We start from the raw sequence: 18,608 nt of genomic DNA, 5'->3' as shown, positions 1-18,608 counted from the left end.
CATGAGAGCCGACCTGGAAATCATCCACGACTGGATCCCCGCCGGCAGCCGGGTACTCGACCTGGGCTGCGGCAACGGCGAGCTGCTGGCCTCGTTGCGCGATCGCAAGAACGTCACCGGCTACGGGCTGGAGATCGACGCCGACAACATCGCCGCCTGTGTGGCCAAAGGTGTCAACGTCATCGAGCAGGACCTGGACAAAGGCCTGGGCAACTTCGCCAGCAACAGCTTCGACGTGGTGGTCATGACCCAGGCCCTGCAGGCCGTGGAATACCCTGACCGCATCCTGGACGAAATGCTGCGGGTGGGCCGCGAGTGCATCATCACCTTCCCCAACTTCGGCCACTGGCGTTGCCGCTGGTACCTGGCGACCAAGGGCCACATGCCCGTCTCGGACTTCATGCCGTACACCTGGTACAACACGCCAAACATCCACTTCTGTACCTTCGCCGACTTCGAGGACCTGTGCCACGAACGTCGCGCCAAGGTGATCGACCGCCTGGCGGTCGACCGTCTGCACCGTAATGGGTGGGCAGGCCGGCTTTGGCCTAATCTTCTAGGAGAAATCGGTATCTATCGCGTCAGCAGCCGAGGCCTGCAGGAACATCAGGTCGCGGTCTGACATCGAGCCCATCCCACTGGAGGATCGCACCATGCGTCGCCTTGCACTTTTCTTGATCAGCCTGTGCCTGGCCTTGCCAGTTCTGGCTGCAGACCCCGCCAGGCCGGAACGCAAGGAAGTCTTCGGCGACGTGACGGTCCACTACAGCGCCTTCACCTCAAGCATGCTGCAACCGGATGTGGCCGCGGCCACGGGCCTGACCCGCAGCAAGAATCAAGGCGTGCTCAATATCGCCGTGCTCAAGGCCGGCAAGCCAGGCATGGCGGTGGTCAGTGGCACCGTAAAGGACCTCACCGGGCGTAGCAGCCCGTTGTCGTTCAAGCAGATCACCGACCAGGGCGCGGTCTACTACATCGCCCAGTTCAAGATTGACCAGGCAGAAACCCTGACCTTCGACCTGAACGTCGAGACCGGCGGCGTCAGCCACAAACTCAGCTTCAACCAGGAAGTGTTCCCAGGCGAATGATGAATTTCCAACAGCTCGTATTGGCCAGCCACAACGCCGGCAAACTCAAGGAACTCCAGGCCATGCTCGGCGAGTCCGTGCAACTGCGTTCGATCGGCGAATTCAGCCAGGTCGAACCGGAGGAGACCGGCCTGTCGTTCGTCGAGAACGCCATCCTCAAGGCACGCAACGCTTCTCGTATCTCCGGCCTGCCGGCCCTGGCCGACGATTCGGGCCTGGCAGTGGACGCTCTGGGCGGCGCACCGGGCATCTACTCGGCGCGCTATGCCGACGGCAAGGGCGATGCGGCGAACAACGCCAAGCTGCTCCAAGCACTCCAGGATGTACCCGCCGAAGAGCGCGGCGCGCAGTTCGTCTGCGTGCTGGCCCTGGTGCGTCACGCCGATGACCCGCTGCCGATTCTGTGCGAAGGGTTGTGGCATGGCAGCATCTTGTTCGAGGCCAGCGGCGAGCACGGGTTTGGCTACGACCCGTTGTTCTGGGTCCCGGAGCGCAAGTGCTCCAGCGCCGACCTCAGCCCTGTCGAAAAGAACCAGCTCAGCCACCGCGCCCGCGCCATGGCCCTGCTGCGTCAACGTCTGGGCCTGGCATGACCGAAACGTTGTCCACCCAGCTGCGCCATTGCGGCGCGGCAGGTTTCGCCGCACTCCCACCTCTGGCCTTGTATATCCATATTCCCTGGTGCGTGCGCAAATGCCCTTATTGCGACTTCAATTCTCACGCTGCCGGGCCTGATCTGCCGGAAGAGGCGTACGTCGATGCGCTGCTGACCGACCTGGATCAGGAGATGGCTGCGGTCCAGGGACGCCCCATCAGCTCGATCTTCTTCGGCGGCGGCACTCCAAGCCTGTTCAGCGCCAAGGCTTTGGGGCGTTTGCTGCGCGGCGTGGAGCAGCGCATCCCGTTCGCCGTCGACATCGAAATCACTCTGGAAGCCAACCCAGGGACCTTCGAGCAAGAGAAATTCAAGGCGTACCGGCAAACCGGCATCAATCGCTTGTCCATCGGCGTACAGAGCTTCCAGCCCGCCAAGCTCCAGGCCCTGGGGCGTATACACAACGGCGACGAGGCGATCCGCGCCGCGGACATGGCACGCGCAGCCGGCTTCGACAACTTCAACATGGACCTCATGCACGGCCTGCCCGACCAGTCCCTGGACGACGCCTTGGCCGACCTGCGCCAGGCCATCGAGTTGGCGCCGACGCACCTGTCCTGGTACCAGCTGACGGTGGAGCCGAACACGGTGTTCTGGAACCAGCCGCCGGAGCTGCCCGAAGACGACATTCTCTGGGACATCCAGGAAGCCGGCCAGGCCCTGATGGCGGCGAACGGCTTCCAGCAGTACGAGGTCTCGGCGTATGCGCAGCCGGGCCGGGCCGCGCGCCACAACCTCAACTATTGGCGTTTCGGCGACTTCATCGGCATCGGTGCCGGGGCCCACGGCAAACTGACCTTTGCCGACGGCCGCATCCTGCGCACCTGGAAGACCCGCCTGCCCAAGGACTACCTGAACCTGGCCAAGCCGTTCAAGGCCGGCGAAAAGCTCCTGCCCGCGCAGGAGTTGCCGTTCGAGTTCCTGATGAACGCCCTGCGCCTGACCCAGGGTGTGGAAGCCGACCTATTCACCCAGCGTACCGGCTTGCCCCTGTCGCAGCTGGCAGAGGCCCGGCGCGAGGCAGAACGAAAGGGCCTTTTGCAGGTCGAACCGGATCGATTGGTGGCCACACCACGCGGCCAGTTGTTCCTCAACGACCTGTTGCAGTATTTCTTGACCTAAGGATGACCCATGGATTTGGTACTTGACCTGCTCGCGACCGTCTCCCGCTGGAGCCGCAGCAACCTGTCGGAGATTTCCCTGGCCTTGGTAGGCTGCATGCTGGTGCTGTTTGGCACCGACATCAAGGGTTGGGTGGAGCAACGCCTGGGCGGCCTGGCCGGCGCCCTTCGCGTCCCCTTCATGGCATTGCTGGTGATGATCGGCAGCGGCGCGGCGCTGATCTACGCAACGCCGTGGGTGGTGAAGGGCTTGGCCCAGTTCAACAACTATGCCCTGGCGCCGGTATTGCTGGTGGTACTGGTATTGATCGGCGTGGTGGCTGATCGACGGGGGTAAATGAACGGGTGCGCGGCGGCAGGCCTGCTTGCGCCCCCATTCAAATCAGGGTTGCAACCGTACCTCTATGGGTACAGAGCGCTGCCCGGCATGATCAATGCCCACTGCACACAGCCGTGTATCCTGCCCGACCACGATCTTTCCCGTTGCCGTAGCGGGTAAATCACCGTAGTTCTGAAGGTTCGCGCAATCAGTGCCCTGCCAAGGGCCCAGCTTGAATTCCACCCTTCGGAACAAGAGGTGCCTGGAGGGAAAACGCACTCGGTAGGCCTTGCGCCCGTGATGATCATAGTAAGGTGCGCTGATTTTCAGCTCCGGCTGCGCGGCCGGCCCCGGCTGGAGCACTACCACCGGCAGAGCCACAGCGTTACGGCTAGCAGGCTCGGGAGCACTAGCCTCACGCCCCCAAATGCACAACGCCAGCACCGTGGGATTGGTTGGTGAAAGAGTGAATCCCTCCAAGTGTAGATTCAGCGCAACGCCCGATGCCTGTGGCGCGCCATACCCACTCGATTCCTCGCACTGCTCCGGCCACTGCGCAAGCTTGGCCTGGTACAGAGAAGTCGTCGAATACACCGAAGAATCAATGAGCATTGGCGCCTGATCGGACGGCTTGTAGATCAGACGATCGTCATCGTCTTTTTCCACCACGACATTGAAGACATTGTCCAATCCACAACCTTTGGCCTCAGCGCTGAAGCGTCCCTGACGTAAGCACGCCGGCAGGAAGCTCATATCTGACGCATGGGCGCCGCCTGGCACAACGCTGTGCACGACCGCCAAGACACTATGATTGCTGGCATCCACGATCGGACTACCGGAGTCCCCGTCGTGCAGGCTGACGTCGTTCAACATCAAAAGGTGTCGGAACAAGCTTCCCTCGCCAGTCTGCATGTCGATCCAGGGCAATGCTTGTTCCGGCCAGCTGGCGACACCACTGACACTACCCTGGCACGTCGCGGCAATGATCGTTTCGCCATCAACTGCCTTGCGTCCAGCCAGAACTAAAGGCGTAATGCCCAATGCCTTGAGCGCGCCCTGCGTCTGATGCAACTCGAAAATGGCGAAGTCCAGACCTCGACGCGAGGCAAATCGCACGTGGGCGACCTCGAAGGTTGCGTCTGGAAGGTCCCGGAATCTGACCAGACCGATCCCCGTCAGTTGCGTAGCGACCTGATCGAACACGTCGAGCACCGCATGCCCGCTGCCCACCAGCAAGGCCGGCGCGGCGTCGTTGCCGCTGTCGATCAGAAACGCCGTGCTCTTCTCGACTTTGCGCAAACCGAAATGCAGGCCACTGTCGCTGAGCGAGCGCTGGTACATCGCAATGGCAGAGGTATCCAGCCCGCCCCCAACGGCAGCGGATTCAGCGATGACCAGCGTCGGAACGCCCAGCAGGGCACCGACCAACAGCGAACGCAGCAATGATGAGAGATAGCGCTGTGTGTACATATTGAGCCTCCTGGCGTCTCCGGGCGTCGTTACCCGAGGTCAGGAGGCTCACATAGCGCATGAGCTGCGGTGACATATCATGCGCTACGCACCTACCAAAGCAGGATGGTCAAGCAACAGACAGGTAAGAGAAGGCGTGCGGCGCTCCTCTGAAGGATCAGGCCAGCTTTTCGAACTTCAAATCCCACACCCCATGCCCCAGTCGCTCGCCACGGCGCTCGAACTTGGTGATCGGGCGTTCCTCTGGGCGCGGCACGTAAGTCCCGTCGGCGGCCTGGTTGCGGTAGCCCGGGGCGACGCTCATCACCTCCAGCATATGCTCGGCATAGGGCTCCCAGTCGGTAGCCATATGGAACACACCACCCACCTTGAGCTTGCGACGCACGAGCTCAGCGAACTCCGGTTGGACAATACGGCGCTTGTGGTGGCGCGCCTTGTGCCATGGGTCCGGGAAGAACAGCATCAAGCGGTCGAGGCTGTTGTCGGCCACGCAGCGGTTGAGCACTTCGATGGCGTCACAATCATACACACGCAGGTTCTTCAGGCCCTGAGTGAGCACACCGTTGAGCAGTGCACCGACACCAGGACGGTGTACTTCGACACCGATGAAGTCCTGCTCAGGCGAGGCAGCGGCCATTTCCAGCAGGGAATGGCCCATGCCAAAGCCGATCTCCAGGGTACGCGGCGCCGAGCGCGCAAACACCTGGTCGTAGTCCACCGGGCTATCGGCCAGGGGCAGGATGAACAGCGGACCGCCCTGTTCCAGACCACGCTGCTGGCCTTCAGTCATGCGCCCGGCGCGCATCACGAAGCTCTTGATGCGGCGGTGTGGGCGCGCTTCGCCGTCGGTGGTAATCGGCGTTTCTTGCGATTCAGTCATCAGAGGCTCTTACTTGATCAGACCTTCCAGCGGCGACGAGGCGCTGGCATAGAGTTTTTTCGGCATGCGCCCGGCCAGGTAGGCCATGCGACCGGCGACGATTGCGTGCTTCATGGCTTCGGCCATCAGCACCGGTTGCTGGGCATGAGCGATGGCCGAGTTCATCAGCACTGCCTCACATCCCATTTCCATGGCGATGGTCGCGTCAGAGGCCGTACCCACGCCCGCATCGACCAGCACCGGTACCTTGGACTCTTCCAGGATGATTTGCAGGTTGTAGGGGTTGCAGATACCCAGGCCAGTGCCGATCAGACCTGCCAGCGGCATCACCGCGATGCAGCCGGCTTCAGCCAACTGGCGGGCGATGATCGGATCGTCGCTGGTGTAGACCATCACGTCGAAACCGTCCTTGACCAGCACTTCGGCGGCCTTGAGGGTCTCGATCACGTTGGGGAACAAGGTTTTCTGGTCGGCCAGGACTTCCAGCTTCACCAGATTGTGGCCATCGAGCAGTTCTCGGGCCAGGCGGCAGGTGCGCACTGCCTCGACCGCGTCGTAGCAACCGGCGGTGTTCGGCAGGATGGTGTAGCGATCGGGAGGCAGCACGTCGAGCAGGTTCGGCTCGCCCGGGTTCTGGCCGATGTTGGTACGGCGCACGGCAACGGTGACGATTTCGGCACCCGAGGCCTCGATGGCCAGGCGGGTTTCTTCCATGTCACGGTACTTGCCGGTGCCAACCAGCAGGCGCGACTGGAAAGTGCGCCCGGCCAGGGTGAAGGGCTTGTCGCTACGAACGTTGCTCATCGTGGATCCTCGGGAAAAGGTTACGGGACTTGCAGGTGAATCACCGGGCGGATCAGCCGCCACCGATGGCATGGACCACTTCGACCTGGTCGCCTTCACTGAGCCGCGTGCTTTCATGCTGGCTACGCGGGACGATATCCAGGTTCAGTTCCACCGCCACTCGGCGACCAGCGAGCTCCAGCCGGCCCAGCAGGGCAGCGACGCTCTCGCCATCGGGCAATTCGTAAGGTTCACCGTTCAGTTGAATGCGCATGCGCACGGCCACCATTGTGCTTTGGGGGTCGGCATTCTAGCCCTGATCCGCACTTCAACCCAAGGCCAGCCAACGCCATTAGTCGCGATTGTGGACCACTTGGTCAGCTCAGGCGCCAGGCCGCCAGACCCAGGCACAACCAACCGGCCAGAAAGCACAGCCCGCCGATGGGCGTGATGATGCCAAGCTTGCCCAGGCCACTGAGGGTCAGCACGTACAAACTACCGGAGAACAGCAAGATTCCGACGGCGAACAGGCCACCGGCCCAGCCGATTAACCGACCCGGTAGGTGCACAGACAGCAGCGCGACGCCGAACAGCGCCAAGGCATGCACCAACTGGTAGGTCACGCCGGTGTGAAAGATCGCCAGGTAGTCGGCCGTCAGGCGGTTCTTCAGGCCGTGGGCGGCGAAGGCGCCCAAACCGACCCCGGTGAAGCCGAAGAAAGCGGCGAGCATCAGGAAGCTGCGAAGCATGGGACGACTCCTCGAAAGGGGTCTGTATAATGGCCCGTTCCAACGGTCCGGCCAAGCCATCACCATGCTGTCATCCCTAATCCGTCGCCTCGCCCGCGCCCTGCTCTGGTTCGCCGCCGGCAGCATCGTCGTGGTGCTGGCCCTGCGCTGGATACCGCCACCGGGCACGGCGCTGATGGTCGAGCGCAAGGTGCAATCCTGGATCAACGGCGAGCCGATCGACTTGCAACGTGAATGGACGCCTTGGGAGCGGATCTCCGACGACCTCAAAGTCGCGGTCATTGCTGGCGAGGACCAGAAGTTCGCCAGCCATTGGGGCTTCGACCTGCCGGCGATCCAGGCTGCACTGGCCTACAACGAACGCGGCGGCAAGATCCGGGGGGCCAGCACCCTGACCCAGCAGGTCGCCAAGAACCTGTTCCTCTGGTCCGGTCGCAGCTGGCTGCGCAAAGGCCTGGAGGCCTGGTTCACCGGGTTGATCGAGCTGTTCTGGTCGAAGGAGCGGATTCTCGAGGTCTATTTGAACAGCGCTGAATGGGGCAAGGGTGTGTTCGGGGCACAGGCCGCCGCCCGCTACCACTTTGGCGTCGATGCCAGCCGTCTTTCCCGCCAGCAGGCCGCTCAACTGGCCGCCGTACTGCCCAGTCCGCTGAAATGGAGCGCTAGCCGGCCCAGCGCCTATGTCGCCAGCCGCGCTGGGTGGATTCGCCGGCAGATGAGCCAGCTGGGTGGGCCGAGCTACTTGATGCAACTGCGTCCTTGAGTGCCCACAGCGAGGACAGCTTGCCCCCTTCATGAAGCCAAAAGAAAAGCCGCTTGCCCAAAGGCAAGCGGCTTTTCGTGTATGGCCAGGTCTTGATCAGATCGTGATCAGCGCCTTGACCTTGTTCATTGCGTTCTTTTCCAGCTGGCGAATCCGCTCGGCCGAAACACTGTATTTGTCCGCCAACTCATGCAGCGTTGCCTTTTCCTCGGCCAGCCAACGCTGATAGAGGATGTCACGGCTGCGCTCATCAAGACCCTGCAACGCAACGTGCAGGTTGCTGGTGGAGTTGTCGCTCCAGTCTGCGTCTTCCAGCTGTACGGCCGGGTCGTAGCGGTGATCTTCCAGATAATGCGCGGGCGACTGGAAGGCGCTGTCGTCGTCAGCTTCGGCCGCCGGGTCGAAAGCCATGTCCTGGCCACTCAAGCGGCTCTCCATCTCGCGCACTTCACGGGGTTCGACACCCAGGCTCTCGGCCACTCGATGGACTTCTTCATTGTTCAGCCAGGCCAGACGCTTCTTCTGGCTGCGCAGGTTGAAGAACAGCTTGCGCTGGGCCTTGGTGGTGGCCACCTTGACGATGCGCCAGTTGCGCAGAATGAACTCATGGATCTCGGCCTTGATCCAGTGCACCGCAAAGGACACCAGACGCACGCCCATTTCCGGGTTGAAACGCTTTACCGCCTTCATCAGGCCAACATTGCCTTCCTGGATCAGGTCGGCCTGGGCCAGCCCGTAGCCAGCATAGCTGCGAGCGATATGTACGACGAAACGCAGGTGGGCCATCACCATTTGCCGAGCGGCCTCAAGATCCTGCTCGTAGTAGAGACGCTCGGCCAGTTCACGCTCCTGCTCGGCCGTCAGCAGGGGAATGCTGTTGACCGTGTGCACATAGGCTTCCAGGTTTGCACCGGGAACCAGGGCATATGCAGGTTGCAACGAATTGGTCATTCAAGAACCTCCGACTTACTAAACTCGCGCCTTGTGGGCACTGCCAACATTGACCGGAAACCACGAAACAAGTTCCCAGAACGGTAGAAAAGTCAATGCTGGCGTAAAAACATTATCGTGGTGCCAGCTCGTTCAGGTGACGAGCGACCGCGATCCACGCACCGATATACCCCAACAGTACAGCACCGATCAAGAGCGAAAGTCCATCAGACCCTGGCACACCTGCCAGGGCGAAGTCGCTCCCGTACAGCCCGGAAAGGTCCACGACCGCATCGTTGAGCCAGTCCAGCGAGAACGCCAGGATCCCCCACGCCAACACGCCGGCACCCAGGCCGTAGAGCGCGCCCATGTAGAGGAAGGGCCGGCGCACATAGCTGTCGGTACCGCCCACCAGCTTGATCACTTCGATCTCGATGCGGCGGTTCTCGATATGTAGACGAATTGTGTTACCGATTACTAACAGCAGGGCCGAAATCAGCAAAACAGCCAAGCCGAAGACGAATCGATCGCCCAACTTGAGGATCGCCGCCAGGCGCTCGACCCAGACCAGATCCAGCTGCGCCACTTCGACTCGCGGCAGCTCCGACAGCCGTTGGCGCAGGGCCTCCAAGGCCGGCTTGTCGACCTCTGTCGGCGTCACCACCACAACGCCAGGCAGCGGGTTGTCCGGCAGCTCGCGCAGGGCCTCGCCCAAACCGGACTGCTGCTGGAATTCCTCCAGCGCCTGCTCGCGGCTGACGTACTGGGCATCGGCCACACCGGGCATGCCTTTGATCTCGTCGCGCAGCGCTTCACCTTCACGGCTGCCGGCATCGAGCTTGAGGTACAGGGAGATCTGCGCGGCGCGCTGCCAGGAACCGCCGAGCTTCTCGACGTTCTTGAGCAGCAACGACAACCCCATGGGCATGCTCAGGGCCACGGCCATCACCAGGCAGGTGAAGAAACTGCCGATCGGCTGCTTGCCCAGGCGGCGCAAGCTGTCGATCAGGCTGGCGCGGTGGCTCTCCAGCCAGGCGTGCAGCAGGCTGCGAAAATCCGGGCCATCGTCATCGTGGCCGCCGCGCTGCTTGGATGGCTGCGGATCGGCAGCCTTCGGCGCGACACGCTCGGATACCTTAGGCGTACGTGTAGTGGTCATTGCCCGGCCTCCCCATCGCCGATCAGACGACCGCGCTGCAGAGTCAGCATGCGGTGCCGCATGCGCGCGATCAGCGCCAGGTCGTGACTGGCGATCAATACGGTGGTCCCCAGGCGGTTGATGTCCTCGAACACGCCCATGATTTCCGCGGCCAGGCGCGGGTCCAGGTTACCGGTAGGTTCGTCTGCCAGCAGCAAGGCCGGCTGGTGAACGATGGCACGGGCGATACCCACCCGCTGCTGCTGGCCCGTGGACAGGTCGGCTGGGAACAGCTCGCCCTTGTCGCTCAGGGACACACGCTCCAGGGCCGAGTCCACGCGCTTGGCGATCTCGGGTTTGGACAGCCCGAGAATCTGCAACGGCAGGGCGATGTTGTTGAAGACGGTGCGATCGAACAGCAGTTGGTGGTTCTGGAACACCACGCCGATCTGCCGGCGCAGGAACGGGATCTGCGCATTGCTGATCTGCCCCAGGTCCTGCCCAGCCAACAGCAGCTTGCCGCTGGTCGGACGCTCCATGGCCAACAGCAAGCGCAGCAAGGTGCTCTTGCCCGCGCCCGAGTGCCCGGTGACGAACAGGAACTCGCCCCGACGCGCCCGGAAGCTCAGCTCATGCAAGCCGACATGGCCATTGGGATAGCGCTTGGCAACCTGTTCGAATCGGATCATGGGTGCTCCCGCTCGGCAAACAGGGCTTTGACGAACGGCTCGGCCTCGAAGGTGCGCAGGTCATCGATGCCCTCGCCGACACCGATGAAGCGGATCGGCAGGTTGAATTGCTTGGCCAGGGCGAAGATCACCCCGCCCTTGGCGGTGCCGTCCAGCTTGGTCAGGGCGAGGCCTGTCAGCTCGACGCTCTGGTTGAAGTACTTGGCTTGGCTGATGGCGTTCTGGCCGGTGCCGGCATCGAGCACCAGCAGCACCTCGTGGGGCGCCTCGGCGTCGAGCTTGCCGATGACCCGACGGACCTTCTTGAGCTCTTCCATCAGGTTGTCCTTGGTGTGCAGGCGACCGGCGGTATCGGCGATCAGTACATCGACGCCCCGTGCCTTGGCGGCCTGCACGGCGTCGAAGATCACCGAGGCGGAATCCGCACCGGTGTGCTGGGCGATGACCGGAATCTGGTTGCGCTCGCCCCACACCTGCAACTGCTCCACCGCTGCTGCGCGGAAGGTATCGCCAGCGGCCAGCATGACCTTCTTGCCTTCGAGTTGCAGTTTCTTGGCCAGCTTGCCGATGGTGGTGGTCTTGCCGGCGCCGTTGACGCCCACGACCAGGATCACGTACGGCTTGTTCTGGACCTGGACTTTCAGCGGTTGCTCGACCGGGCGCAGCAGGGCAGCCAGTTCTTCCTGCAGCGACTTGTACAGGGCATCGGCGTCGGCCAACTGCTTGCGAGCGACCTTCTGCGTCAGGTTCTGGACGATGACCGACGTGGCTTCGACGCCAACGTCGGCGGTCAGCAGACGGGTCTCGATCTCGTCGAGCAGGTCGTCGTCGATGGCCTTCTTGCCCAGGAACAGGCTGGCCATGCCTTCGCCGATGCTGGCGCTGGTCTTGGACAGGCCCTGCTTGAGGCGGGCGAAGAAGCCGGGCTTGGCGGGTTCGGCGACAGCCGGCGCGGGAGCCTCGGCCGGCTCGGGTGCGGGGTCACGCGGTGTCGGTGCTGGCTCGACGGGTGCCTTGGGCGCCTCGGGAGTGGCCACCGGGGCCATCTCGACCACTGGACGCTCAGGTATGACCGGCGGGGCCTTGGGCTCCAGATCCGGGACCAAGGCCACGGGTTCCTCAGCCACCGGCAGCACCAGATTGCTCACCGGCGCTGCAGGCGCGACCACTGGCGGCACAGCCTGTACAGGCGTGGAGGCGACCGGCTCCGGAGCAGGCGCCTGCAGCGGCATGGACGCGATCGGCTCAGGCTGCGGGGCCTGCAATGGCTCGGACGCGACCGGCTCTGGGGTCGGCGCTGCAATGACCGGGGCCACCGGCTCGGCCGGAACAACCTCGGGCTGCTCTACGGGGGCCTGCGGCGCGACCGGTTCTACGGTTTGCGGTTCAGGGGTTTGCGGCTGTTCGGCGACAGGTTGCTGCGGCTTCTTGCGAAACCAGCTGAACAGGCCTTTCTTTTCGCCAGCCTCGGCCGGCGCTTTTTTGTCGTCGTTGGAACCAAACATGGAAGACGGCTATCTCAGGGTAGCGATGGGCCATCAGCGGCGCATCGGGAATTCTCTAAACGCAGAACAGACTATTTTGAATCCGGCTGGTTCATGCGCAATATTTTGTCGTCAGGCCCGCAGGCCAGAACGGCGACAGGCATGGTCGCCAGGCAACCGGATCAGTATCCTAGCACCTCCTGGCCCGCCGACGCTAAACCCTGCGGGCCGCCGTACAGGTTATCCAACGTATGAATGCTCTAGCCCGCCGCGCCGCTGGCCTGTTGCTCAGCACGCTCTGCCTGCCGTTCGCGGCCCTTGCCGCCGATCCGCAACCCACCCACGAGTTCATTCTCGACAATGGCCTGAAAGTGGTCGTGCGCGAAGACCATCGCGCACCGGTGGTGGTCTCGCAGATCTGGTACAAGGTCGGCTCCAGCTATGAGACGCCAGGCCAGACCGGCCTGTCCCATGCCCTCGAACACATGATGTTCAAGGGCAGTGCCAAGATCGGTCCGGGCGAAGCTTCGCGCATCCTGCGCGACCTGGGCGCAGAGGAAAACGCCTTCACCAGCGACGACTATACCGCCTACTACCAAGTGCTGGCCCGCGACCGCCTGCCGGTGGCCCTGGAGCTCGAAGCCGACCGCCTGGCGAGCCTGCGTTTGCCGGCCGATGAGTTCAGCCGCGAAATCGAAGTCATCAAGGAAGAGCGCCGCCTGCGCACGGACGACCAGCCCAATGCCAAGGCCTACGAGCTGTTTCGCGCGATGGCCTATCCGGCCAGTGGCTATCACACACCGACTATCGGCTGGATGGCCGACCTCGAGCGTATGAAGGTCGAGGAGCTGCGCCACTGGTATGAATCCTGGTACGCCCCGAACAATGCCACGCTGGTAGTCGTCGGCGATGTCACCCTCGACGAGGTCAAGGGCTTGGCGCAGAAGTACTTCGGCGCAATCCCCAAACGAGCCGTTCCTCCCGCCAAGCTGCCTCTGGAACTGGCCGAGCCCGGCCTGCGCCAGCTGACCTTGCATGTACGCACCCAGTTGCCAAGCCTGATCTACGGCTTCAACGTGCCCAGCCTGGCCACCGCCAAGGATGCGCGCGCGGTCAATGCCCTGCGACTGATCTCGGCCCTGCTCGATGGCGGCTACAGCGCGCGCATGCCGTCACGCCTTGAGCGTGGCCAGGAACTGGTGGCCGGCGCCTCGTCGGGCTACAACGCCTTCACCCGCGGTGACAGCTTGTTCATGATCTCGGCCACGCCGAACGTGCAGAAGCAGAAAACCCTGGCCGACGTCGAGAAAGGCATCTGGCAACTGCTCGACGAACTCAAGACCACCCCGCCCACCGCCGAGGAGCTCGAACGCGTGCGCGCCCAGGTGATCGCCGGGCTGGTCTACGACCGCGACTCCATCAGCAGCCAGGCCACCACCATCGGCCAGCTGGAGACCGTGGGCCTGTCTTGGAAGCTGATCGACAGCGAGCTGGACGAGCTCAAGCGCGTGACCCCGCAGGACATCCAGGACGCCGCACGCACCTATTTCACCCGCGAACGCCTGAGCGTTGCCCACGTACTGCCCGAGGAGTCCGCTCATGAGTGATCGCAGCGCCCCACGCTACACCCTGTTCGGCCTCGGGATCATCACCTTGGTCGTGGCCCTGGCCCTCGTGCTGGCCCGCCCGGCTCAGTCGGACAACGCCGCAAAGGCCCAGGACACGGCGGCGCGCCCGGCCAATACGTTGCAGTCGCTGGCCGAGCTGGACGGCAAGGCGCCCAGTCGGCGCCAACTGAACATCCAGAGCTGGAGCACCGCCGAAGGCGCGCGGGTGCTGTTCGTCGAAGCGCGTGAGCTGCCGATGTTCGACCTGCGCCTGACCTTCGCGGCCGGCAGCAGCCAGGACGGCGATGTGCCGGGGCTTGCGACCTTGACCAATGCCATGCTCAACGAAGGTGTGGCCGGTAAGGACGTGACCGCCATCGCCCAAGGCTTCGAAGGTCTGGGGGCGGACTTTGGCAACGGCTCCTACCGCGACATGGCCGTGGCCACCCTGCGCAGCCTGAGCACCCCGGACAAGCGCGAGCCAGCCCTGAAGCTGTTCGCCGAAGTGGTGGGCAAGCCAACATTCCCGGATGACGCCCTTAAGCGCATCAAGAACCAGCTGCTGGCCGGCTTCGAGTACGAAAAGCAGAACCCGGGCAAGATCGCCGGCAAGGCCCTGTTCAACCAGCTCTACGGCAACCACCCTTACGCCCATCCCAGCGATGGCAGTGCCGAAAGCATCCCTGGCATTAGCCTGGCGCAGCTGCGGGCGTTCCACGCCAAGGCCTATGCTGCCGGCAATGCCGTGATCGCCCTGGTCGGCGACCTGAGCCGGGCCGAGGCCGAAGCCATCGCCGCCCAGGTCTCCAGCGCGCTGCCCAAGGGGCCGGCGCTGGCCAAGCCTGCTCAGCCGGCCGAACCCAAGCCTGGCCTGACCCACATCGACTTCCCGTCCAAGCAGACCCACCTGATGCTGGCGCAGTTGGGCATCGACCGCCAGGATCCGGACTGGCCGGCGCTGTCCCTGGGCAACCAGATCCTCGGCGGCGGCGCTTTCGGCACACGACTGATGAGCGAAGTACGCGAGAAGCGCGGCCTGACCTACGGCGTGTACTCGGCCTTCAGCCCCATGCAGGTGCGCGGACCGTTCATGATCAATCTGCAGACTCGTGCCGAACTGAGCGAAGGCACGCTCAAGTTGGTCCAGGACATCCTCGCCGATTACCTCAAGACCGGCCCCACCCAGCAAGAGCTGGACGATGCCAAGCGCGAACTGGCCGGCAGCTTCCCGCTGTCGAACGCCAGCAACTCGAGCATCGTCGGCCAACTGGGCGCCATCGGTTTCTACAACCTGCCGCTGACCTGGCTCGAGGACTTCATGCAGCAGTCCCAGGCCTTGACCGTCGAGCAGGTCAAGGCCGCCATGAACAAGCACCTGGCGGCGGACAAGCTGGTGATCGTCACCGTCGGCCCGACCGTGGCGCAGAAACCACTGCCGCCGCCCACTGACAAACCCGCCGAGCAGCCGCTCGGCATACCGGAGCATTAATGGCCAAGCCATCGACCCCTGCCCGTCCGGGCCAGGCCCAGAGCAAGGGCCCAGGACACTTGCGCGTCATCGCCGGCGAGTGGCGCAGCCGCCGCCTGACGGTCCCGGAAGGTGAAGGCCTGCGGCCGACACCGGACCGCGTCCGCGAGACCCTGTTCAACTGGTTGGCGCCCTATATCGAGGGTGCTCTGGTGCTGGATGCCTTCACTGGTAGCGGCGCCCTGGTACTCGAGGCCCTGTCGCGGGGAGCCAAGGATGCCGTCGCCCTGGACAGCAACCCAGCGGCCATCGCCAACCTCAAGGACAACCTGGAAGTGCTGCGCTGCCCGCGTGGCCAGATCCTGCAGACCGATGCCCTGCGCTACCTGCAAGGCCCGGCCAAACAACAGTTCGACGTAGTGTTCCTCGATCCGCCCTTCCACCAGGACCTGCTGGCCGACACCTGCAACCTACTTGAAGACCGCCAGTGGCTGAGCGAAAGCGCCTGGGTTTACACCGAGAGCGAAGCGGCGCCTTCCACCTTGCAGATGCCCGGCAACTGGCGCTTGCACCGGGAGAAAAAGACCGGGCAGGTGCATTACGCGCTCTGGCAACGGGGCTGAATCGACGGTCTGCCTACTTATGTAACGCAGATGGACCTTTTCTATCGCTGAAGCTGCTCCGGCTTATCGCCCATGAGGAGCACTTCAGCGATGATTTCTTCCCCAACTCCACCCAATCAGGCCCACACAGGTTGCGCCAGTCTCGACGTACTGGCATCAGCCAAGCCTGCCCCTTTGCACCATTTCAGGCTCGACAACGGCCTATCGGTCTACCTGCATGAAAACCACAGCGCCCCACTGGCAGCCGTCCAGTTGTGGTACCACATCGGCGCAAGCCACGAGCCACCGGGGCATTCGAACCTGTCGCACCTGCTCGAGCACCTGGTTTTCCAAGGTAGCAGTAAACTCCCGGCTGGACAGTACTCCCGATTGATCGCCCGCCTGGGCGGTGTGGCCAATGCCACCACACATGACGACGCCACTTCGTTCGAGATGATCTTGCCTGCCTCCCGGCTGCCTGTTGCTCTGGAACTCATGGCCGATGCCATGAAGAACGCCACACTGGACCCGGCTGCATTCGAACAGGAAGTCAAAGCCGTTGCCGACGAACGCCGCTTCAGAGTGGACAATTCGCCGATCCAGCTGGCATTCGAACAGCACCGAATGCTCGCCCACGGGGACAACGCTTATGCCATGCCCAGCTTCGGATATTCGATCGACCTCGAAGAGATGAGCCTGGCATCGGTACGGACGTGGTATCAGACGTGGTATCAACCGAACAACGCGACCTTGGTGGTCGCGGGCGCGGTCGATCCCAAAGTCCTGCGTCACCAGGTAGAGACTTACTTCGCGGCCCTGCCACCCGCCCCCCTTGATGCCAAACCCGCTCCTCGGCACAGAGGCGTGCTTGCCGAACGCAGCCAGACGCTCGTTCAGCCCACGCTGGTGGATGGCCTGTTCATGTCGTTCAACGTCCCGAGCCAGGCCACAGCCCCTTCTCAGGAAACCGTCCTGGCGCTGCGCTTGCTCTGCCAAGTTCTGGGCACTGGCTACAGTGCCCGGCTGTACAGCCAACTGGTGCGTGACAAACGCCTCCTCAAATACGCTCAACTCTCCTATGACCACCACGTGCGGGGCGACACCCTGATGACGCTCTCGAGCGCCACGGTCCCGGACAGGGCCACTGCCCAACAGGCGGCTACCGAGGTATGGCAACTGATCGACACGCTTCGAACTGCTGCACTACCAGAAACAGAGCTCGAAGGTGCAAAGCTGCGCCTGCTGGCCAAGCAGTTCTACGAGCGGGACGACCTCGCGCACCAGGCGACGCTCATTGGCCATGCGGCCGCGGCCGGCCTGGATCCGGCGCTACACGATGAAGCGCCACGAATCATCCGCGACCTCACCAGCGCCACCCTGCAACGTGTCGCCAGCGAATACCTGAGGCGGGAGCGGCTGACGACAACCTACCTGCAGCACGGAGTGCCAGCATGAACGATCTCTCTTCCCCCTCGGCGAACGCCGAAACCTGCAACCCTCTTGCGCCGGACACCTTCACCGAGACGCTGGCCAACCTCGCATCGGCGCAGGCCCTGGACCTCGACCCGTTCCCGCTCGTGAAGCACGACGTACAGCATTGGCGTACGAAAGAAGGCACTCGCGTGCGTTTTCTGGCTACCCACGAACGGCCGATGTTCGACCTGGTGTTGCGTTTCAAGGCTGGCAGCGCCCTGGACGGCGATACGCCCGGTCTGGCAGCCCTGGCCCTGTATGCGCTGGACCAAGGCACTGCCGAGCTCAACGCCACCCAATTCACCGAGCGACTGGAGGGTCTGGGCGCGGTCATGAACCGGCAGGTGACCCAAGACTGCGCGATCGTCACGCTGCGCAGCCTTAACACGCCGGACCTGCGCGCTTGCGCCTTGCGCTTGATCACCGAGATGGTCGCCCGGCCTGCCTTGCGCCCAGAAGATGTCGCCAAGATCAGCGCGCGCCTTGTCGGTGCACAGCAAAGCAGCCTCCAGCCTCTGCATGCACGGTTGTTCGACGCCACGATGGAGCAATTGCTCGCAGGTCATCCCTATGCCACCCCACTGGCCGGAACACTCGATGGCCTGGGCTCCCTGACGCCAGACGATGTACGCGCCTTCCATCGACAAGCCTACTCCGCCAACAATCTCGACATCGGCCTGGTTGGCGATCTGTCCCGTGAAGAGGCCCAAGCGCTGGTAAACGATCTTACCCAGGCACTGCCGCAGCAGTGGGCCGCCGTGCCTCCGCCAGCGCTGCCAGTATCTGCCGCTGGTCCCCTGCATCTTGAGCGTCCAGGCGCCAGCACTCAGGTGCTGCTGACACTCCCGCTGCATGTCTGGCCAAAGGACGAGGATTACCCAGCCCTGCTCATGGCCACTGAAATCCTGGGAGCGGGGTTCGAGTCCCGATTGACCGCCGAGCTGCGCACACGTCGCGCGCTGACCTACAGCATCTATGCTGTATTAGAACCGATGGATGCGGGATGCCTGTGGCAGGTGAGCTGGGATATCGCACCTGAATACCGGGATGCCTCCAGGGTCCTGGTATCGAACGTGCTTGAATGCTTCATCGCCCATGGGCCCACCCAGGCCGAGTGCGACCTGGCCCTGAACCAGCTGGCGGGCAAGCTGATGCGTGGCATGGCCGACAATGCGGTGCTGGCAAACGGGTTGGCAGCATTCAGCCATCAGGGGCTGCCAGCCAATCATCTGGCGAGCTACCAGGAGAAACTCGCAGCCTTGACACCCGAGGGCATTCGACAAGCCGCTCGGGGCTGGCTCGATATAAAAAAGGCTTTCTTCGCCACCCTTGGCCCTGCCGTCGATCAGCAGCCGTTGCCCGAGCCACCGACCATAGGCGTATAGGGCA

The 18,608-nt window shown here is 63.3% G+C and carries 20 protein-coding genes; 11 read left to right on the top strand and 9 right to left on the bottom strand.

Annotated features, from left to right (window positions below):
* Nucleotide 1 precedes the first annotated feature (1 nt).
* Genes metW through AB1N67_RS01540 form a run of 5 tightly spaced genes read left to right on the top strand, consistent with a single transcriptional unit; the run spans nt 2 to nt 3,201 of the window.
* Nucleotides 2–622 (top strand): methionine biosynthesis protein MetW, encoded by a 621-nt coding sequence (gene metW / locus AB1N67_RS01560; protein WP_043208620.1) that lies wholly within the window; start codon nt 2–4, stop codon nt 620–622.
* 31 nt (nt 623–653) lie between these two features.
* Nucleotides 654–1,088 (top strand): DUF4426 domain-containing protein, encoded by a 435-nt coding sequence (locus AB1N67_RS01555; RefSeq protein ID WP_043208621.1) that lies wholly within the window; start codon nt 654–656, stop codon nt 1,086–1,088.
* Nucleotides 1,085–1,681 carry an RdgB/HAM1 family non-canonical purine NTP pyrophosphatase gene (gene rdgB, locus AB1N67_RS01550; protein ID WP_102081429.1) on the top strand — a complete coding sequence of 199 codons (597 nt, stop codon included), beginning with the start codon at nt 1,085–1,087 and terminating at the stop codon, nt 1,679–1,681. The genes AB1N67_RS01555 and rdgB overlap by 4 nt, the downstream gene beginning before the upstream one ends.
* Entirely contained in the window at nt 1,678–2,865 is a 1,188-nt protein-coding gene (gene hemW / locus AB1N67_RS01545) for a radical SAM family heme chaperone HemW (RefSeq protein ID WP_102081428.1), read from the top strand. The genes rdgB and hemW overlap by 4 nt, the downstream gene beginning before the upstream one ends.
* 9 nt (nt 2,866–2,874) lie before the next feature.
* On the top strand, nt 2,875–3,201 hold the full coding sequence (locus AB1N67_RS01540) for a DUF3392 family protein (protein WP_043208627.1): 327 nt from the start codon (nt 2,875–2,877) through the stop codon (nt 3,199–3,201).
* A gap of 45 nt (nt 3,202–3,246) precedes the next feature.
* Here AB1N67_RS01540 and AB1N67_RS01535 read toward each other — a convergent pair whose 3' ends face one another.
* The 5 genes from AB1N67_RS01535 to AB1N67_RS01515 form a co-directional block, all read right to left on the bottom strand.
* On the bottom strand, nt 3,247–4,653 hold the full coding sequence (locus AB1N67_RS01535; protein WP_102081427.1) for a trypsin-like peptidase domain-containing protein: 1,407 nt from the start codon (nt 4,651–4,653) through the stop codon (nt 3,247–3,249).
* A 157-nt stretch (nt 4,654–4,810) separates the two neighbouring features.
* On the bottom strand, nt 4,811–5,533 hold the full coding sequence (gene trmB / locus AB1N67_RS01530; protein WP_102081426.1) for a tRNA (guanosine(46)-N7)-methyltransferase TrmB: 723 nt from the start codon (nt 5,531–5,533) through the stop codon (nt 4,811–4,813).
* Nucleotides 5,534–5,542: 9 nt separating this feature from the next.
* Entirely contained in the window at nt 5,543–6,337 is a 795-nt protein-coding gene (locus AB1N67_RS01525; RefSeq protein ID WP_043208630.1) for a thiazole synthase, read from the bottom strand.
* Between the two features lie 52 nt (nt 6,338–6,389).
* Nucleotides 6,390–6,590: a sulfur carrier protein ThiS gene (gene thiS / locus AB1N67_RS01520; protein WP_028689131.1), complete on the bottom strand. Its 201-nt coding sequence runs from the start codon at nt 6,588–6,590 to the stop codon at nt 6,390–6,392.
* Nucleotides 6,591–6,693: 103 nt separating this feature from the next.
* Nucleotides 6,694–7,065: a DUF423 domain-containing protein gene (locus AB1N67_RS01515; protein WP_043208631.1), complete on the bottom strand. Its 372-nt coding sequence runs from the start codon at nt 7,063–7,065 to the stop codon at nt 6,694–6,696.
* Between the two features lie 64 nt (nt 7,066–7,129).
* Here AB1N67_RS01515 and mtgA point away from each other — a divergent pair, with 64 nt between their 5' ends.
* A complete protein-coding gene (mtgA, locus tag AB1N67_RS01510) occupies nt 7,130–7,828 on the top strand; it encodes a monofunctional biosynthetic peptidoglycan transglycosylase (protein WP_043208711.1) in 699 nt (232 codons plus the stop codon).
* Between the two features lie 96 nt (nt 7,829–7,924).
* Here mtgA and rpoH read toward each other — a convergent pair whose 3' ends face one another.
* From rpoH to ftsY, 4 genes are all read right to left on the bottom strand, one after another.
* Complete coding sequence (rpoH, locus tag AB1N67_RS01505; RefSeq protein ID WP_043208632.1) at nt 7,925–8,779, bottom strand: RNA polymerase sigma factor RpoH; 855 nt, start codon at nt 8,777–8,779, stop codon at nt 7,925–7,927.
* Between the two features lie 112 nt (nt 8,780–8,891).
* Complete coding sequence (ftsX, locus tag AB1N67_RS01500; protein WP_043208634.1) at nt 8,892–9,917, bottom strand: permease-like cell division protein FtsX; 1,026 nt, start codon at nt 9,915–9,917, stop codon at nt 8,892–8,894.
* Nucleotides 9,914–10,585: a cell division ATP-binding protein FtsE gene (gene ftsE / locus AB1N67_RS01495; RefSeq protein ID WP_043208636.1), complete on the bottom strand. Its 672-nt coding sequence runs from the start codon at nt 10,583–10,585 to the stop codon at nt 9,914–9,916. The genes ftsX and ftsE overlap by 4 nt, the downstream gene beginning before the upstream one ends.
* Nucleotides 10,582–12,090, bottom strand: a complete 1,509-nt coding sequence (ftsY, locus tag AB1N67_RS01490) for a signal recognition particle-docking protein FtsY (protein ID WP_102081425.1) — start codon at nt 12,088–12,090, stop codon at nt 10,582–10,584. Before ftsY ends, ftsE begins: the two co-directional genes overlap by 4 nt.
* 230 nt (nt 12,091–12,320) lie before the next feature.
* Here ftsY and AB1N67_RS01485 point away from each other — a divergent pair, with 230 nt between their 5' ends.
* The 5 genes from AB1N67_RS01485 to AB1N67_RS01465 all read left to right on the top strand — a co-directional run bounded on the left by AB1N67_RS01485 (nt 12,321) and on the right by AB1N67_RS01465 (nt 18,604).
* Nucleotides 12,321–13,676, top strand: a complete 1,356-nt coding sequence (locus AB1N67_RS01485; RefSeq protein WP_090343382.1) for a pitrilysin family protein — start codon at nt 12,321–12,323, stop codon at nt 13,674–13,676.
* Nucleotides 13,669–15,165 carry a pitrilysin family protein gene (locus AB1N67_RS01480; protein WP_090343385.1) on the top strand — a complete coding sequence of 499 codons (1,497 nt, stop codon included), beginning with the start codon at nt 13,669–13,671 and terminating at the stop codon, nt 15,163–15,165. The genes AB1N67_RS01485 and AB1N67_RS01480 overlap by 8 nt, the downstream gene beginning before the upstream one ends.
* A complete protein-coding gene (rsmD, locus tag AB1N67_RS01475) occupies nt 15,165–15,767 on the top strand; it encodes a 16S rRNA (guanine(966)-N(2))-methyltransferase RsmD (protein ID WP_102081424.1) in 603 nt (200 codons plus the stop codon). The genes AB1N67_RS01480 and rsmD overlap by 1 nt, the downstream gene beginning before the upstream one ends.
* Before the next feature lie 174 nt (nt 15,768–15,941).
* The gene (locus AB1N67_RS01470; protein ID WP_367863488.1) at nt 15,942–17,201 is read left to right on the top strand and encodes a M16 family metallopeptidase; all 1,260 of its coding nucleotides are present in this window, start codon (nt 15,942–15,944) and stop codon (nt 17,199–17,201) included.
* Nucleotides 17,198–18,604 (top strand): M16 family metallopeptidase, encoded by a 1,407-nt coding sequence (locus tag AB1N67_RS01465; protein ID WP_367863487.1) that lies wholly within the window; start codon nt 17,198–17,200, stop codon nt 18,602–18,604. Before AB1N67_RS01470 ends, AB1N67_RS01465 begins: the two co-directional genes overlap by 4 nt.
* Nucleotides 18,605–18,608 lie beyond the last annotated feature (4 nt).

The organism is Pseudomonas guariconensis, from assembly GCF_040822035.1.
GTDB classification, from domain to species: Bacteria; Pseudomonadota; Gammaproteobacteria; order Pseudomonadales; family Pseudomonadaceae; genus Aquipseudomonas; species Aquipseudomonas guariconensis.
The sequence above is the reverse complement of the archived record's forward strand: the minus strand, read 5'-3'. Positions and strand labels throughout refer to the sequence as shown.

Excerpts from the sequence above, each read along its gene's own strand:
- rdgB (WP_102081429.1), top strand. The coding sequence starts at position 1,085 with ATGATGAATTTCCAACAGCTCGTATTGGCCAGCCACAACGCCGGCAAA.
- AB1N67_RS01540 (WP_043208627.1), top strand. The coding sequence starts at position 2,875 with ATGGATTTGGTACTTGACCTGCTCGCGACCGTCTCCCGCTGGAGCCGC.
- hemW (WP_102081428.1), top strand. The coding sequence starts at position 1,678 with ATGACCGAAACGTTGTCCACCCAGCTGCGCCATTGCGGCGCGGCAGGT.
- mtgA (WP_043208711.1), top strand. The coding sequence starts at position 7,130 with ATGCTGTCATCCCTAATCCGTCGCCTCGCCCGCGCCCTGCTCTGGTTC.
- AB1N67_RS01535 (WP_102081427.1), bottom strand. The coding sequence starts at position 4,653 with ATGTACACACAGCGCTATCTCTCATCATTGCTGCGTTCGCTGTTGGTC.
- trmB (WP_102081426.1), bottom strand. The coding sequence starts at position 5,533 with ATGACTGAATCGCAAGAAACGCCGATTACCACCGACGGCGAAGCGCGC.
- ftsE (WP_043208636.1), bottom strand. The coding sequence starts at position 10,585 with ATGATCCGATTCGAACAGGTTGCCAAGCGCTATCCCAATGGCCATGTC.
- ftsX (WP_043208634.1), bottom strand. The coding sequence starts at position 9,917 with ATGACCACTACACGTACGCCTAAGGTATCCGAGCGTGTCGCGCCGAAG.
- AB1N67_RS01465 (WP_367863487.1), top strand. The coding sequence starts at position 17,198 with ATGAACGATCTCTCTTCCCCCTCGGCGAACGCCGAAACCTGCAACCCT.
- ftsY (WP_102081425.1), bottom strand. The coding sequence starts at position 12,090 with ATGTTTGGTTCCAACGACGACAAAAAAGCGCCGGCCGAGGCTGGCGAA.
- rpoH (WP_043208632.1), bottom strand. The coding sequence starts at position 8,779 with ATGACCAATTCGTTGCAACCTGCATATGCCCTGGTTCCCGGTGCAAAC.
- AB1N67_RS01515 (WP_043208631.1), bottom strand. The coding sequence starts at position 7,065 with ATGCTTCGCAGCTTCCTGATGCTCGCCGCTTTCTTCGGCTTCACCGGG.
- rsmD (WP_102081424.1), top strand. The coding sequence starts at position 15,165 with ATGGCCAAGCCATCGACCCCTGCCCGTCCGGGCCAGGCCCAGAGCAAG.
- metW (WP_043208620.1), top strand. The coding sequence starts at position 2 with ATGAGAGCCGACCTGGAAATCATCCACGACTGGATCCCCGCCGGCAGC.
- AB1N67_RS01485 (WP_090343382.1), top strand. The coding sequence starts at position 12,321 with ATGAATGCTCTAGCCCGCCGCGCCGCTGGCCTGTTGCTCAGCACGCTC.
- AB1N67_RS01555 (WP_043208621.1), top strand. The coding sequence starts at position 654 with ATGCGTCGCCTTGCACTTTTCTTGATCAGCCTGTGCCTGGCCTTGCCA.
- AB1N67_RS01480 (WP_090343385.1), top strand. The coding sequence starts at position 13,669 with ATGAGTGATCGCAGCGCCCCACGCTACACCCTGTTCGGCCTCGGGATC.
- thiS (WP_028689131.1), bottom strand. The coding sequence starts at position 6,590 with ATGCGCATTCAACTGAACGGTGAACCTTACGAATTGCCCGATGGCGAG.
- AB1N67_RS01525 (WP_043208630.1), bottom strand. The coding sequence starts at position 6,337 with ATGAGCAACGTTCGTAGCGACAAGCCCTTCACCCTGGCCGGGCGCACT.